17 protein-coding genes are annotated in these 14,808 nt (G+C 69.4%); 11 read left to right on the top strand and 6 right to left on the bottom strand.

The features are described from left to right. Window positions 1–756: a coenzyme F420-0:L-glutamate ligase gene (locus DJ69_RS00120; RefSeq protein WP_099253740.1), complete on the bottom strand. Its 756-nt coding sequence runs from the start codon at window positions 754–756 to the stop codon at window positions 1–3. A gap of 477 nt (window positions 757–1,233) precedes the next feature. Here DJ69_RS00120 and DJ69_RS00115 point away from each other — a divergent pair, with 477 nt between their 5' ends. The 5 genes from DJ69_RS00115 (at window position 1,234) to DJ69_RS18115 (ending at window position 4,066) form a co-directional block, all read left to right on the top strand. Continuing rightward, on the top strand, window positions 1,234–1,737 hold the full coding sequence (locus DJ69_RS00115) for a DUF367 family protein (protein WP_099253739.1): 504 nt from the start codon (window positions 1,234–1,236) through the stop codon (window positions 1,735–1,737). Window positions 1,738–1,798: 61 nt separating this feature from the next. Continuing rightward, window positions 1,799–2,272 (top strand): redoxin domain-containing protein, encoded by a 474-nt coding sequence (locus DJ69_RS00110; protein ID WP_099253738.1) that lies wholly within the window; start codon window positions 1,799–1,801, stop codon window positions 2,270–2,272. Window positions 2,273–2,387: 115 nt separating this feature from the next. Continuing rightward, on the top strand, window positions 2,388–3,374 hold the full coding sequence (locus tag DJ69_RS00105) for a hypothetical protein (protein ID WP_099253737.1): 987 nt from the start codon (window positions 2,388–2,390) through the stop codon (window positions 3,372–3,374). 85 nt (window positions 3,375–3,459) lie between these two features. Beyond that, on the top strand, window positions 3,460–3,759 hold the full coding sequence (locus tag DJ69_RS00100) for a hypothetical protein (protein ID WP_099253736.1): 300 nt from the start codon (window positions 3,460–3,462) through the stop codon (window positions 3,757–3,759). A 130-nt stretch (window positions 3,760–3,889) separates the two neighbouring features. Next, the gene (locus tag DJ69_RS18115; protein WP_180271678.1) at window positions 3,890–4,066 is read left to right on the top strand and encodes a hypothetical protein; all 177 of its coding nucleotides are present in this window, start codon (window positions 3,890–3,892) and stop codon (window positions 4,064–4,066) included. 52 nt (window positions 4,067–4,118) lie between these two features. Here DJ69_RS18115 and DJ69_RS00095 read toward each other — a convergent pair whose 3' ends face one another. Next, window positions 4,119–5,183 carry a type II glyceraldehyde-3-phosphate dehydrogenase gene (locus tag DJ69_RS00095; RefSeq protein ID WP_099253735.1) on the bottom strand — a complete coding sequence of 355 codons (1,065 nt, stop codon included), beginning with the start codon at window positions 5,181–5,183 and terminating at the stop codon, window positions 4,119–4,121. A 177-nt stretch (window positions 5,184–5,360) separates the two neighbouring features. Between DJ69_RS00095 and DJ69_RS00090 the strand changes: the two genes are divergently transcribed. Next, window positions 5,361–6,311, top strand: coding sequence for an aminopeptidase (locus tag DJ69_RS00090; RefSeq protein WP_099253755.1), 951 nt, complete (start codon window positions 5,361–5,363; stop codon window positions 6,309–6,311). Window positions 6,312–6,333: 22 nt separating this feature from the next. On the opposite strand, the gene DJ69_RS00085 is transcribed toward DJ69_RS00090, so the two are convergent. After that, on the bottom strand, window positions 6,334–7,227 hold the full coding sequence (locus DJ69_RS00085; protein WP_099253734.1) for an HVO_0234 family beta-propeller protein: 894 nt from the start codon (window positions 7,225–7,227) through the stop codon (window positions 6,334–6,336). Window positions 7,228–7,347: 120 nt separating this feature from the next. On the opposite strand from DJ69_RS00085, the gene DJ69_RS00080 reads away from it, so the two are divergent. Further along, on the top strand, window positions 7,348–8,331 hold the full coding sequence (locus DJ69_RS00080; RefSeq protein ID WP_099253733.1) for a nucleoside recognition protein: 984 nt from the start codon (window positions 7,348–7,350) through the stop codon (window positions 8,329–8,331). 72 nt (window positions 8,332–8,403) lie between these two features. On the opposite strand, the gene katG is transcribed toward DJ69_RS00080, so the two are convergent. Further along, window positions 8,404–10,545, bottom strand: a complete 2,142-nt coding sequence (katG, locus tag DJ69_RS00075; protein WP_099253732.1) for a catalase/peroxidase HPI — start codon at window positions 10,543–10,545, stop codon at window positions 8,404–8,406. 324 nt (window positions 10,546–10,869) lie between these two features. Beyond that, window positions 10,870–11,256: a cupin domain-containing protein gene (locus DJ69_RS00070; RefSeq protein ID WP_099253754.1), complete on the bottom strand. Its 387-nt coding sequence runs from the start codon at window positions 11,254–11,256 to the stop codon at window positions 10,870–10,872. 169 nt (window positions 11,257–11,425) lie between these two features. Here DJ69_RS00070 and DJ69_RS00065 point away from each other — a divergent pair, with 169 nt between their 5' ends. Then, window positions 11,426–11,659, top strand: coding sequence for a DUF2249 domain-containing protein (locus DJ69_RS00065; RefSeq protein WP_099253753.1), 234 nt, complete (start codon window positions 11,426–11,428; stop codon window positions 11,657–11,659). Between the two features lie 56 nt (window positions 11,660–11,715). Here the strand turns inward: DJ69_RS00065 and DJ69_RS00060 are convergent, their stop codons facing one another. Then, the gene (locus DJ69_RS00060) at window positions 11,716–12,081 is read right to left on the bottom strand and encodes a glutamyl-tRNA reductase (protein ID WP_144050345.1); all 366 of its coding nucleotides are present in this window, start codon (window positions 12,079–12,081) and stop codon (window positions 11,716–11,718) included. A 135-nt stretch (window positions 12,082–12,216) separates the two neighbouring features. Between DJ69_RS00060 and DJ69_RS00055 the strand changes: the two genes are divergently transcribed. The 3 genes from DJ69_RS00055 to DJ69_RS00045 form a co-directional block, all read left to right on the top strand. Further along, the gene (locus tag DJ69_RS00055; RefSeq protein WP_099253731.1) at window positions 12,217–13,536 is read left to right on the top strand and encodes a phosphoribosylamine--glycine ligase; all 1,320 of its coding nucleotides are present in this window, start codon (window positions 12,217–12,219) and stop codon (window positions 13,534–13,536) included. A 98-nt stretch (window positions 13,537–13,634) separates the two neighbouring features. Then, window positions 13,635–14,207, top strand: a complete 573-nt coding sequence (locus tag DJ69_RS00050) for a helix-turn-helix domain-containing protein (RefSeq protein ID WP_099253730.1) — start codon at window positions 13,635–13,637, stop codon at window positions 14,205–14,207. Between the two features lie 82 nt (window positions 14,208–14,289). Continuing rightward, window positions 14,290–14,808 (top strand): HD domain-containing protein (locus DJ69_RS00045; RefSeq protein WP_144050344.1); only part of this gene is annotated, 519 nt, incomplete at its 3' end.

Genomic DNA, 14,808 nt, shown 5'->3' with positions numbered 1-14,808 from the left:
TTACTCCTGAAAGCGCCACTGCCGGAGGGCCTGCCGCACGAAGTCGCCCTCGACCGCGCGGAAGTGGTTGTCCGAGCCGTCGTGGTCGCCGAACGTCCAGTCGCGAACGACGACGACCGGGGTGCCGCCCGCCCCCTCGCCGGCGACGAGGTTCGCCGCCGACGCGAGTTCGTCGATCACGTTCTGGACGGTGACGCCCATCTCGCGCCCGTCGCGGTCGCGCTCGCCACGCCAGTCGCGGCTGGCGGGCAGCCCGGCCCACCCGATCGCGACCCCGCGCTGGCCGTGTCTGAAGGGGCGACCGCAGGTGTCGCTGACGACGACGCGGTCGGCCGCGAGCCCCTCGCGGATGCGTTCGGCGCTCTCTGTCGGGCGCTCCGGGAGCAACAGCAGGTCTCCGCCGGGGACGTTCGACCGGTCGATACCCGCGTTGACGCCGATGTGGCCGAAGCGGGTCGCGGTGAGGAGGAACGGCGCCTCCATGATCAGCTCCGTCGACTCCTCGATGACGGCCTGCGCGAAGCGCGGGTCCTTCTCCTCGCCGGCGATCGCCGCGAGCCGGTCGGCGATCTCCTCCGCCCGCGGGCTCGCCGGGAAGTCGTCGAGGTCGACGGTTCGCCCTTCCGCCTTGGAGACGACGGTGCTGGCGACGACGACCACGTCGTCGTCGCGAAGGTCGACGCGCTCGTCGATCATGGCCGCCAGATCGTCTCCTTCCCGGATCTCCGGGAGGTCCGGGACGGCGAACAGCTCCATACGCATTACTGCGTGGTGATGACGAAAAACCCCGCCGGTACCGGGCCGGTTTGACGGTATTCTGAAACGGGGTGCGAGCCGCCGGAGCGGGGTGCGGAGATTCACCCGTCGCTCGCGGCGCCCAACTGCTCGCCGCGCAATTCAAAGAGTAGCTAACGAAACACCGAATAACAACTTGTTCATGAAAATAGGAGCCACAGTAGGAAACGTGTATTAGGAGATAACCGGAATAATGATTCATTCTTGTAAGCGCTTTTGTGTGCGAACACGCGACCACCGCCCGCGATGAGCGAACCACCGACCGACGACGAGACTGCACCGATCGAGACGCAAACGCGTGTACCGGCAGAAAGCGACGACCCCGAGCCGATCGTGACGCAGACGCGCGCCCCGTGATCGGGCGCGGCCGACGGTCCTGCCTATTTTTGCGCCGGGTCCCTCCGCACGGCTTATACACGGCTCCCCCGAACGCCGGGTGTGGACCTGCACGTCCGGTACGAGGGCGACGACGACCCCGACAAATGCACGGCGCGGAAGCTCGCGCGGTTCGACCTCGCGGAGCTCCACCGCTCCGATCGCGCCACTCCGTACGGCGTCGTGCTCAACCCCCACGCCGAGCGCGCGCTCTCGCCGGCGGACGCCAACCTCGCCGCCGAGAACGCGCTCGTCGCGCTCGACTGCTCGTGGGAGTCGGCGGGCGAGAAGATGTTCAGCCTCCCCGGCGAGCACCGCGCGCTCCCGTACCTCGTCGCCGCCAACCCCGTGAACTTCGGGCGCCCGATGCAGCTCACCACGGTCGAGGCGTTCGCGGCCGCGCTCGCGATCCTCGGCGAGCCCGACCACGCCGAGCGGATCATGGCGAAGTTCACCTGGGGCGAGACGTTCCTCGACCTCAACGAGGAGCCGCTCCGGCGGTACGCGGCCTGCGAGGACTCCGCCGAGGTCGTCGCGATCCAACAGGAGTACCTCGACCGGGGGTAACCCTGCCCGCTGTCGGGGGACGCGGCAAGCCTTTTGGGTGAATCGGCCCTATCCGATACCGATGGTATCCACAGGCGACGCCGCACCCACGTTCACCGCGACAGTCGGCACGAGCGACCACGAACCGTTCGACCTCGACGACCACATCGGCGACGGACCGGTCGTGCTCGCCTTCTTCCCGGGCGCGTTCACGCCCCCGTGCACGAACGAGATGGTGGCGTTCCAGGAGCGCGCCGCCGCGTTCGAAGACGCGGGTGCGACGCTGTTCGGCGTCAGCGCCGACTCCCCGTTCTCGCAGGGCGCGTTCCGCGAGGAGCACGGGATCGAGTTCGACCTCGTGAGCGACATGGGCGGCGACGCGATCCGGGCGTACGGGTTGGAGATGGATATCGCCGACCTGGGCCTCCACGACATCGCGAACCGCGCCGTGTTCGTGATCGACGACGACGGCGAGGTCGTCTACGACTGGGTGGCCGACGACCCGACGAACGAGCCCGACTACGACGCCGTTCTCGACGCGGTCGAGAGCGCGTAGGACGCACTCGGTCGCCGGGGAGCGGCTTCGGTTCCGGGCTCTTTCGCGATCACAACTCATCTTCTGCCCGGCGCGACGACCGGAGTTTAACTTCTCGCTGGCCCAACAAGCGCTCATGCCCTCCGAGTCCGGTGCGTCGATCGACGGGATCCGATCGCCGGCGGATCGCGAGCGCGTCGGGGACTCCGGTCCCGATTCCGACTCGGACCACGATCTGGCTCCCGTCGAGTGGGGTCCGGTCCGGTTCGAGCGCCTGCGGTCGCTGGCGCTCGGGGCGAGCGTCACCGCCGGCGTGGTCGTCCTCGCCGCGCTGGTGGTCCTCGCCGTCGGCGTCGCCGCCTCGCTGCTCGACGGGGGTGGCCCCCCGGCGTCGACGTGGGCGGTGCTCGTCGTCCTCCTCGTCGGCGGGCCGGTGTCGCTTTTGTACTGGATCGTGGCATACGGCCAAACCTCGCCGGAGCGACGCCGAGAGCTCCGATCGCAGTTCGGCGACTACTCGTTCGATTCGTCTCGGTTCCGGCTCGGCTGGACGCTCGCCGGCGCGGGCGCCGTCGTCGCGGTCGGGGCGGCAGCGGTCGGGCCCGGTCCGTTCTCGGCCGTGCCGTCGCTGCTCTCGGGGCTCACCCCGCTGTTGATTTCTCTCCTCGTGTTCCTCCCGATGATCGCTGGCTCGCGGGGGAGCGACGTGCGCCTCGACCCGGCCGCCGAGGCGATCGAGCGGACCGACCGGAGTCACGACCGGACGCGCTCGGACGACCTCGGGTCCGCGGTCCGGACGCGGCGGATCGACCTCCCGTGGGTGACCGTGTTCCTGCTCGCGTACCGCGGAAACGCGTGGTACCGCTCGACGCCGTGGCTGTTCGCTCCGACCGACCTCGCCGACCGCGTCGAGCGGGGACTGGACGCGACCCTCGCGCGGAGCGACGGACCGGATCGGGCCAGCGTCCCGGAGCGCGTCATCCTCGCGATCGTGGGCTCCGCCTCTCTGGTCGTCGGCCTCGCGATGGCAATTGCGGCCGGCGAGCCCGCGGCCGGAGCGCTGTTGGCGCTCCTGACGGCGCCGTTCAGCCTCCTCTTCCTCGCGCTCGCGGCCCGGCTGTGACTCGGTGCGGGTCGCACTCGCGCCGACACCGGATGTGCTACCCCCTACCACGCGACTCATATACTCGGGCCCCGTAGGTCCGTTCATGGACCGACAGCGTCTGGAGAAGGCCTTGGAGTCGGAGTTCGGCGGGACCGAGGCCGAGCGGCGGGCGGTCGCTCGGGCGGCCCACGACCTCGCCGACTCGGGGCGGCCCTCCCGAGACCGCGGGCACGCACTCACCGTGCCCGGCGTGATCGACCACCTCGGTGACGCGCCCGACGGCTCCTCAATCGTCGAGCGCTGGAACTGGTGGTTGGGCGCGCTCGACGCCGCCTACGGCGGCTACGACTACTTCACCGTGCGGTTCGTCGAGGGCGACGAGGAGGCGGGGCTCCGACGGTAGTCCGGGTCGCTGGCCGAACGTCGCGAGCGGCGTTCGGAACATCCCCGCCTTCGACCCGCTGAGACCTCCACTTTCACTTTCACTCCGCGGATGGCTCGCTTATACGGGCGTTCCGGCCCTCGGGAGACGTATGAGCGCAACGAGCCGCGATCAGCCGCGATACGCGACGCCGACCAAGGTTGATGTCACTGAGTGCCGGACCGACCGGATCCCCGACCGCGCACGGCTGAACCGCGTCCGCGGCAGCGAGGTCCACCTCGAACGCCGCGGCGGCCGGACGTTCCTCGTTACGACGCCCGCGGAGTGAGGCGAGGAGAGAGGGCGAGGCCTTGGTTACCCGTCCGAAACGAGACCCCCGGTCAGTCGTCCGCAGCGACCTGATCGCGGGAGGGACCGCCGCCGGACAGCAGGCTATCGAGTCCGACGCCAAGCGCCTCGTTGGTCCGCGTCACCGACGCCTCACGGGACGCGTCGCTCGCCAGCGTGCGGATCGCGTCGACGTTCTCGGGCACCACGTCCGCCTCTTGGTGGACGTTCTGGAACAGGTACAGGTCTCGCCCCTCGGCGCGGATCGACTCCTCCCAGATACAGTTCTCCCAGAGGTCGCCGCGGGGACGCCCCACGTCGGCCGCGTAGTCTTTCAGCGTCCCGGCGCCGTCGATACCGGAGCCCTCGGGAATCAGGAACAGCCGCGCCTCCGCGCGGAGCAGCTCGCGCACCTCCGCGGAGGTCGGCTGCTCGTCGAGCGTGACGTTGACGCTGTGGGTGTGCATCCCGGTGACCGGGGCCTTCAGCGCGGCCGTGTCGATGTCGACGTCCGGGAGGATCGTGTTCACGTCGGGGCCGTGGTGTGAGGGGACCGTCTTCGGATCCGGCACCACGTCGTTTATCGGACCGCGATCGGTTTCGCTCGGGTCGCCGCCCCGTCGCACGAGGGTGACGCGCGCCTTCTCCACGCCGTACGCCTCCTCGAGCGGGGCGAGCAGCCGCGACAGCCCGGTCGTGTTACAGGAGACGACGCGGAGCGAGTCGGCGTCGCTGATCTCCGGACTCCCGCGAGCGTTGAACGAACCGTCGGCGAGGGCGGCGTCCTCGCCACCCTGGTAGATCGCGGAGACGCCGTGGGCCTCGTAGGTCGGCCGATTGCGTTCCCCGACTCCGGCCGGCGCGCAGTCGACGATCACGTCGACGGCATCGAGGAGATCCCCGAGGGTCCCCGCGATGCCGAGGCCGGCGTCCTCGAACGCGCCGCTTCGGTCGTCGATCGCGGCGTACAGGTCGTATCCGCGCTGGATCGCGGCCTCGGCGCCGTAGTCCGGACTCGTCTTCGTCACGCCGACGACCTTCATGTCGGGCTGGGCCGCGACCGCGTCCGCGACGCGCTTCCCGATCGTCCCGTACCCGTTGACGCCCACGCGTATCATGGATACCGCTCGCTCGGGGAACCGCATAATGTTTTCGAGTGATGCGAAGAGAAATTAACTACGGCGAGAGTAATCCGTCAGTTAATTCCGCGCCCCGACGATGAAACTGAATTACGAAACGAAGTAAATTAGTCGTCGATGGGAAGGACTAACGCCCGCCGTCCCCGATCGATGGACATGTCGAGCGATCTTGCGGACGCCGCCGAGACCGCCGTCGAGCAGTGCCTGCGCGTCGCCCCGGGAGAGTCAGTCGTCGTCGTCACCGACGACGAGCGGGCGCCGATCGGCGAGGCGCTCTACGAGGCCGCCAGCGCCGTCACGGACGACGCGACGGTCCTCCGGTACCCGCCGGCCGACCAGCACGGAACCGAGCCGCCGGCGCCGGTCGCGGCCGCGATGGCGGACAGCGACGCCTTCCTCGCACCGACGACCAAGAGCCTGAGCCACACTCGCGCCCGCGGGAGCGCCTGCGAGGCCGGAGCGCGCGGCGCGACCCTCCCCGGGATCACCGCCGACGTGTTCACCACGGGACTCGATGCCGACTACGCCGCCATCGACGCGGCCTGCGACGACGTGCTCGCGGAGGTCGGCGACGCCGACGAAGTCCGGGTGACCTCGCCCGCGGGCACCGACATCACGTTCGAGGTCGGCGACCGCGAGTGGCTCGCGGACACCGGGATGGTCCACGACCCCGGCGACTTCTCGAACCTGCCGGCCGGCGAGGTGTTCGTCGCCCCCGAGGCCGCGACCGGGACCTACGTCGTCGACGGGACGATGATGCCGCACGGCCTGCTCGACGAGGGGCAGCAGTTGACGTTCGAGGTCGAGGACGGGTTCGTCACGTCCGTCAGCGACGACGCGGTCCGCGCGGAGATCGAGACCGCCGCGGAGTCGGTCGGCGACGCCGCGTACAACCTCGCCGAACTCGGGATCGGGACCAACGTCGGCGTCGACGCCCTCGTCGGCTCCGTGCTCTTGGACGAGAAGGCGGGGGGAACGGTCCACATCGCGATCGGCGACAACGCCGGGATCGGCGGCGAGACCGACGCGCCGATCCACCTCGACGGGATCCTCCGCGATCCGACCGTCTACGCCGACGGCGAAGCGATCGACCTGCCGAGCGCCTGAGACCGACCGCCCCTTCGACGCGTCACTCGACGAGCGCGAGCGCGACGCCGGCGACCCCCCGCACGCCGACGACCTGGTGTCGCCACCCGTCGCCGGCGTCGACGCAGACCGTGCCGGCGTCGGTGACCGCGACCGACACGCCGGGGCCGTAGCCGAGCGCGACCGGCTCCTCGTCGACCGGCAGCGCCGCCGCGGTCCACGCCTCTGCGTCCCACCCCTCGCCGTCGCTCGCGTGGACGAACAGGTCGCCGTCGACGACCGCCATCGCGTGGCCGTCGCCGTCGGCTGCGACCGCGGTCGCGTCGCCCTCCAGCGCCGTCATCCACCCGTTCCCCAGCCAGTAGACCCCGGACGCGGTCGCCGCGAGCGGCACGCCGGCCCCCGCCACGTCGCGGGCGTCGTCGAGGCCGACCGCCGCGAGGGCGCCGCTCGCACTCGCGCCGTCGCCCCCGGTGAGTCGGTGGACCCCGTCGCCGGCGGCGACGAGTGGACCGTCGATCGCGCGCGGGTCCGACACGCTCCCGAGACGAGTCGCTGTCGGCTCGGAACCCCCGTCACCGAGTTCGATACGGTCGATTCCGCCGTCCTCGCCCGCGAGGACGAACGCGCCGTCGTGAACGCCGACCGCGACGACGGGGTCGTCGGTGACGGGTCCGAACTCGGGGTCGTCGACGCCGGCGACGCACAGGCCGTCCGCGGTCGCGATCCCGACGCGGTCGGGGCCGCCGTCGCGGGCGAGGACCGCCGCGTCGCTGGCGGGGTCGCTCGCGACCATGTCGAACGCGCCGATCTTGTCGGCCGAGAGCGCCACCCGGACCACGCCGCTCTCGGTGGGGACGTACGCGTCGGTCCGGCCCGCCGTCCCGGCGTACACGCGCTTCTCTTCGATCGAGATGTCGTCTTCGGCGGGTGCCATTGTCGGGGGTTCGGTCGGGGGTCTCATAAGCCCCGCGCGGCGCCCCGAGCGCGGAGCGGGACGGGCGGGCCGCCGGCCCCTTCCGATGGCCATTAGGTCGCCGGCCGCGTAGCGACGGTAGTGCAATCGGTCGCCGTCGACATCGTCTCCCTGCTCGCCGAGGTGGCCCCCCGGCTCGCGCGCATCGCGGCGTTCATCGCGGCCGGCGTCTTCGCCGCCAACGTCGCGGTCGCGTTCGGGCTGATCCGGTACGTCGCCGGGCTCGCCGGGTGGCTCACCCGCCCCGCGAACCTCCCCGACGAGGTCGGGACCGCGATCCTCACGACCGCGGCGTCGACGACGGCCGGATACGCCACGCTCGCCGAGTACCGAGAGTCCGGCCTCCTCGACGACCGGGCGACGCTGGTCGCGGTCACCATCAACACGTTCTTCGGCTTCGTCCAGCACGTCTTCACCTTCTACATCCCCGTGTTGATCCCGATCTTGGGCGTCCGGACGGGGACCGTCTACGTCTCCGCGCGCGCCGGGATCGCGCTGGCGATCACCGTCACCGGCGTGCTCGCGGGCGGGGTCCTGCTGTCCGAGCGCAACGTCGACCGGAGCGCGCTCGCCGAGGTCGACGCGACCGGTCCCGACGCCGACGACCGCACGAGCCGAGAGCGGATCCGCGAGGCCGGAGCGAAGTCGTGGTCCACGCTCCGCCGGATCGTCCCGCGACTCGCGGTCGTCTACACCCTCGTGATCGGCCTCGTCACCAACGTCGACGTGGAGGCGCTCACGAGCGTCGCCGAGCCGATCACCGGGGTCGTCGGACTCCCCGGCGAGGCGATCCCCGTGATCGCCGTCTACACCCTCGACACGACCGCCGGCGCGGTGACGCTGGCCGGCACCGCCGAGGGGGTCTTCACGGTCCGAACCGCGGTCGCGAGCCTGCTCATCGGCGGCATCCTCTCGTTCGCCGTCTCCACCTTCCGGCGGTCGATCCCCTTCCAGTACGGGATCTGGGGCGCCGAGTTCGGCACCAAGGTGATCGCCGTCAACACGGCGCTGAAGCTCGTCTTCATCTCGATCGCGGTCGCGCTGCTGCTCGCGCCGGTGTGGTGATGCGGCGTGTCGGCGCGGCTCCGGACGATCGGTGAAAAAAATCTCCCGCGAAGGCGGCGACGGGTCGACCGACTACAGGTCGAAGCGGTCGAGCGTCATGACCTTGCTCCAGGCGTCGGCGAAGTCGCGAACGAACTGCTCCTCGCCGTCGGCGGCGCCGTAGATCTCGGAGACGGCGCGGAGACGGGAGTTCGAACCGAAGACCAGGTCGAGCCGCGTCGCCGTCCACTCGACCTCGCCGGTCTCGCGGTCGCGAAGCTCGAAGACCTCCTCGTCCTCGTCGACGGGCTCCCAGTCGCGGTCGAAGTCGAGCAGGTTGACGAAGAAGTCGTTCGTCAGCGTCTCCGGCTCGTCGGTGAACACGCCGTGATCGGAGCCGTCGTAGTTCGCGTCGAGGACGCGCATGCCGCCGACGAGCACCGTCATCTCGGGGACGGTCAGCTTCAGCAGCTCCGCCTTGTCGACCATCTCGTGTTCCGGCTCGGTAGGCAGGTCCTCGCCGAGGTAGTTGCGGAAGCCGTCCACTTCCGGCTCGAGCGCCTCGAAGGACTCCTCGTCCGTCTGCTCTTGCGTGGCGTCGACGCGGCCCGGCTCGAACGGGACGTCGACGTCGTGGCCGGCGGCCGCGGCGGCCTCCTCGACGGCGAGGTTACCGCCGAGGACGATGAGGTCGGCGAGCGACACCCGCGTGTCGTCGTCGCGGAGCTCGTTGAACTCGGCCTGAATCTCCTCGTAGGTCTCCAGCACGGACGCCAGCTCCTCGGGGTGGTTGACCTCCCAGCTCCGCTGGGGCTCGAGGCGGATGCGCGCGCCGTTCGCGCCGCCGCGCTTGTCGCTGTGGCGGAACGTGGACGCGGACGCCCACGCGGTCTTGACGCGCTCGGAGATCGAGAGGTCGAACTCGGCGATCAGCTCCTCGAGCTCGGCGATCTCCGCCTCGCCGACGACGTCGTAGTCGGCGTCCGGAAGGGGGTCCTGCCAGAGCATCGTCTCCTCGGGGACCTCGGGGCCGAGGAACCGCTCCGGCGGGCCCATGTCGCGGTGGATGAGCTTGTACCACGCCCGCGCGAACGACTCCTGGAACTCGTCGGGGTTGTCGCGGAACTCCTCTAACACCGCCCGGAAGTCGTCGTCGTGCTTCAGCGCCACGTCCGTCGTGAGCATCATCACGTCCTCCTTGTCCGTGGGGTCCTGCACGCCGGGGGCGGCGTCGTCGAGCTCGTCGTTCTTCGTGGTCCACTGCCACGCGCCGCCGGGGCCCTTCTCCGGCTCCCACTCGTAGCTGAGCAGGTTGTTGACGTAGCTCAGGTCCCACACGGTCGGCGTGGCGTTCCACGGCCCCTCGATCCCGCTGGTGATCGTGTCGGGACCCTTCCCCTCGCCGAACTCGTTGTCCCAGCCGAGCCCCTGCAGGTCGATCGGGGCGTCCTCGGGCTCCGGGCCGAGGTTGTCGCCGGAGTCGGCGCCGTGGACCTTCCCGAAGGTGTGGCCGCCGGCGATGAGCGCGACCGTCTCCTTGTCGTCCATCGCCATGTGGCTGAACGTGTCGCGGATGTTCGCCGCGGATCCCTCCAGATCGGGCTCGCCGTTCGGCCCCTCCGGGTTCACGTAGATGAGGCCCATGACGGTGTTCCCGAGCGCGTCGTCGAGGCGCTCGTCCTCGTCGAAGCGCTCCGTCGAGGTCGACTCCCACTCGTCTTCGGGGCCCCAGTCGACGGCGTCGTCGGGCTTGAAGTCGTCCTCGCGGCCGCCGGCGAAGCCAAACGTCTCGAAGCCCATCGACTCGAGGGCGACGTTGCCGGTCAGCACGATCAGGTCGGCCCACGAGAGCTTGCGGCCGTACTTCTGCTTGACGGGCCAGAGCAGGCGCCGCGCCTTGTCGAGGTTGACGTTGTCCGGCCAGCTGTTGAGCGGGGGGAGCCGCTGTCGCCCGCCGGAGGCGCCGCCGCGGCCGTCGTGGGTCCGGTACGTGCCGGCGCTGTGCCACGCCATCCGGATGAACAGCGGCCCGTAGGTCCCGTAGTCGGCCGGCCACCAGTCCTGCGACGTGGTCATTACCTCTTCGATGTCGGCTTTCACCGCATCGAGGTCGAGCTCCTCGAACGCCTCCGCGTAGTCGAACTCCTCGTCGAGCGGGCCGGGGTTTCCGGCGTGCTCGTCGAGGACGTCTAGGTCAAGCTGATTCGGCCACCAGTCGGTGTTGTCTCTTGGCATTATGGATGAGTTTCCGTGGTTAATTCGCTCGCAACCGTACCGAAAGCGCTCGTACGGGGGATCCGCCGGTCGAAGGCGAACGTGCCGAAAACCGGTACCGACGGCCTGCGGAGGGCCGGCACGCGGCGGTCGGCGACGCCCGCCACGGAAGCGGAGCAGTCACGCATTCGGCGTCGTCAATTCTTTATCCACCTCAAATAAAAAGCTGGCTACTGGCCGTCGTGGTATTTAGTAATTAGAAGGTATCTTTTGACTTCATAAATAAGAATTTGAAAAGATGAAACCACTGTCGAGGGTTGCGACGCACGCGTTCCGCCGGCGGTGTCACTCCGAACCGGCTCGCGGATCGAACTCCCCGCGTCGGAGCCCCGCTCTGACGGGGTCGTGTTCCGCGTCCGTCGGCGGCGGCGCGGTGACGAGCGTCGCCTCCAGTCGCTCCTCGTCGTCCGCCTTCACGCCGCGCGCGGTCCCGGCGGGCACGACGACGATATCGCCCGGCCCGACCCGGTGCTCCGTCTCGCCCTCCCGGACGACGCCGGAGCCGGAGCGAACGGTGATCGCCACGTCGCTGTCGGGCGCGTGGACCGGGATGAACTGCCCCGGATCGAAGTAGCCGCAGACGACTTTCATTCGGTCGCTGTTGAACACCTCGCTCGTCGCGAACCGCTCGTCGTCGTACCTCCGCTCGGCGTCGAAGCCGGTCGCCGGCACGTCACTCACCCCTCCGGACGGACGGCGCGCGGCTGTCTGTCCCGATACCGATCGACGGATCGGACGTAGTGTCGAACACGGGTGATCGGTCGGGAGCCCCGGGCGAGTGCGTGTCCCCGAACATATTCGGCTCAACACGGAATCGGGTCGGGTGCGACTCTCCGATCGCATGCCTACACTGGATGTCCGCGAGATTCCACCGGTGAACCGTCACGACACGATCCACGAGGAGTTCGACGGGATGGATCCGGGCGAGACGCTCACGATCGTCAACGACCACGAACCGAAGCCGCTGTACTACGAGATGGCGGCCGAGGTCCCCGCGTTCGACGAGGAGGCGTACGAAGTGCGACAGAAGGCGCCCGACGAGTTCGTCGCGGAGTTCCCGAAGACCGAGGAGTGAGCTCGTCGACGGGGGACGGCCTTCCGGAGACGCCGTTTCGGCCCCCGAACCGGACGCTACGCCTCGTCGATTTCGAAGAGCCGACGGATCGCTCGCGCCCGCTCCCGCTCTCGCTCTCGCTCCCCCGCCTCCTCGACCCGATCTGCTCGCTCCAGCGCCCGCTTCGGGGCGACCGTCACCCCGTCGACGATCGCGGACCCGAGCTCCCGAACGGTCTCGCGCTGCTCCTCGGTGAGGTCACCCCGCGCATCGAGCGCCGAGACGGCCTCCTCGACTTCGCGCCGTTCGATCTCGGCGATTCGGTGCCGGAGGCGTCTCCGGAGTCGCTCCGGATCGGGTGTCGATTCGACCCGCTCCGGGTCGGAGCGGGTCGCAGCCACCTCTGACCGCGGAACGGTCACGTCGGACCCGTCGGTGCTCATACCCCATCGTCGGCCGGCGCCCGGGTGCGTGTTCCCCCGAACGTATTCGGGAACAGACCGAGTGCGGAAGGCGCCGCTCCGTCGAACCCCGTGGCCGGCACGCACACTCAAGTCCCAGCCGCGAGACGGCCCGGCATGGACACCGAACGGTTCCTGTTCGTCTCCGCGGACGCCGCGCTGATCACCGACCTCGCCTGGCAGGTCCACAGCGAGGGTCACGACGTGAAGTACTACATCGAAGCCGAGGGCGATCGGGAGATCGGCGACGGCTTCGTCCCCAAAACCGACGACTGGCGCGCGGAGGTCGACTGGGCCGACGTGATCATCTTCGACGACATCTGGGTCGGATCAGATATCGGGACGGGCGAGCTCGCGCAGGAGCTCCGCGAGCGAGGGAAGGCCGTCGTCGGCGGCACGCCGAACACCGACCACCTCGAGGAGGATCGGGGATACGCGATGGAGGTCCTCGAAGAGCACGGCGTCAACACGGTCGAACACCACATCTTCCACGAGTTCGACGCCGGGATCCAACACGTACAGGAGCACCCCGCCCCGTACGTCATCAAACCCCTCGGGGAGGTCCAGAACGTCAAGCGGCTCCTCTACGTCGGCAACGAGGACGACGGCAGCGACGTAGTCGACGTGCTGAAAGCGTACAAGAAGGCGTGGGGACACCGCATGAAGGGGTTCCAACTCCAGCGGAAGGTGGAGGGGGTCGAAGTCGCCATCTGCGGCTTCTTCAACGGAAACGAGTTTATTGACCGGGTCAATTTCAACTTTGAGCATAAGAAGCTGTTTCCCGGAAACATCGGCCCGTCGACGGGTGAGATGGGAACGTCGATGTTCTGGGCCGGGCAGAACAAGCTGTTCAACGAGACGTTCGGGAAGATCGAAGGATGGCTCGCCGACGAGGGGTACGTCGGGAGCATCGACATCAACTGCATCGTCAACGAGAACGGGATCTACCCGCTGGAGTTCACGCCGCGGTTCGGCTATCCGACGATCGCCTTACAGGAGGAGTCGATCGAGTCGTCGACCGGCCGGTTCTTCGCCGATCTCGCCCACGGCAACGAGCCCGAGGTCGAGGTACACAACGGCTATCAGATCGCGGTTCGGGTCGTCCTCCCGCCGTTCCCGTTCGACGACGAGAAGACGTACGACGAGAACTCCCGGAACGCGGCCGTGGTGTTCGAGACGGACAGCCGCGAGGGGATCCACATCGAGGACGCGAAGAAGGTCGACGGGCAGTGGCGCGTCGCGGGCGACAACGGGATGCCCGTCGTCGTGACCGGGAAGGGCGAGACGATGCAGGCCGCGCGCGAGCAGGCGTACGACCGGATCGACGACATCGTCATGCCGAACCTGTACTACCGCGACGACATCGGCGAACGATGGGTCAACGGTGACGGCGACCGACTCCAGGCGTGGGGGTATCTCGGCCCGCAGACGGAGTGACGGCGTCCGCTCCGGCTCAACGCGCCGATGGCCGACGCTTCCCGATCGACGCGGGGCGCTCCACGACCTTTTAACGATCGGGGGCCACTACTCGCGGTATGGCGAAGTACTCGACGGGCGGTGGCGGCGGCGGAGACGACGGCGACGCCTGCGAGCTGTGCGGGCGCGAGACCACAGATCTCAAGCGGGCAACGGTCGCCGGAGCGAAGCTCCTCGTCTGCGCCGACTGCCGGCCCCACGACGACGCCGGCAACGCGCCCAGCGGTCACGGCGGAAGCGGCGGATCGGGCGGGGGCCGGGGTGGAAGCTCCGGCGGGAGCCCCGGCGGCGCAAGCGCCGAGTCGGGCGGCTCGGAGAGTCGGAAGAAGGAGCTCGCCCGCAAGCAGGCGAAGATGTACGACTCCGCGACCGGCGACTCCAAGCACTGGGAGGAGGGCGGGACCAACTACGAGTCCGACCGGCTCCCGTACCTCGTCTCCGGCTACGGCGACGACGTGGCCGCGGCGCGACAGGACGCCGGACTCACCGTCGAGGAGCTGGCCGAAGAGCTCGACGTCGACGAGGACGACCTGTTCGCGGTCGAAGACGGACGGGCCGCGACCGCCGGCGTCGGCGGCTCCGTCGTCCGCGCGCTCGAAGAGCGTCTCGGCGTCGAGATCGTCGACGAGTAACGCTGCGAACAGGGTCGGCGGCGGCTCCTCGCTTCGACCGCGAGCCGAAACGACCAATTCCGCGGCGGGAGACCAGGGAGTGATGAAGGCGATCAAGGACAGCGTCCACGGTCACGTCCGGCTCGGCGACCTCGCGACCGAGCTGGTCGACACGCCCGCCTTCCAGCGGCTGCGTCACATCAAACAGCTGTCCACCGTCCGGCTGGTGTATCCCTCCGCGAACCACACCCGCTTCGAGCACTCGCTCGGCGTCTACCACCTCGCGCGCGGCGCGGTAGACGGGCTCGGTCTCGACGCGGACACCGCCGCCCACGTCCGCGCGGCGGCACTCCTTCACGACATCGGACACGGCCCGTACGGCCACCAGACCGAGGGCGTCATCCGGCGCGCGACGGGGCGCGATCACGACGACATCGCGTGGCTCCTGACCGACGCCGACCGCGAGGTGTGTCAGGTCCTCGAGCGCAACGGGCTAGACCCGGACCGCGTCGCCTCGCTGATCGCGGGCGAGGGCAGGCTCGGCGACCTCGTCTCCGGCGAGCTCGACGTGGACCGGATGGATTACCTGGTGCGCGACGCCCACCACACCGGCGTCCCGTAC

The sequence above is a fragment of the Halorubrum persicum genome (assembly GCF_002727125.1).
In the GTDB taxonomy this organism is placed as follows: domain Archaea; phylum Halobacteriota; class Halobacteria; order Halobacteriales; family Haloferacaceae; genus Halorubrum; species Halorubrum persicum.
The sequence above is the reverse complement of the archived record's forward strand: the minus strand, read 5'-3'. Positions and strand labels throughout refer to the sequence as shown.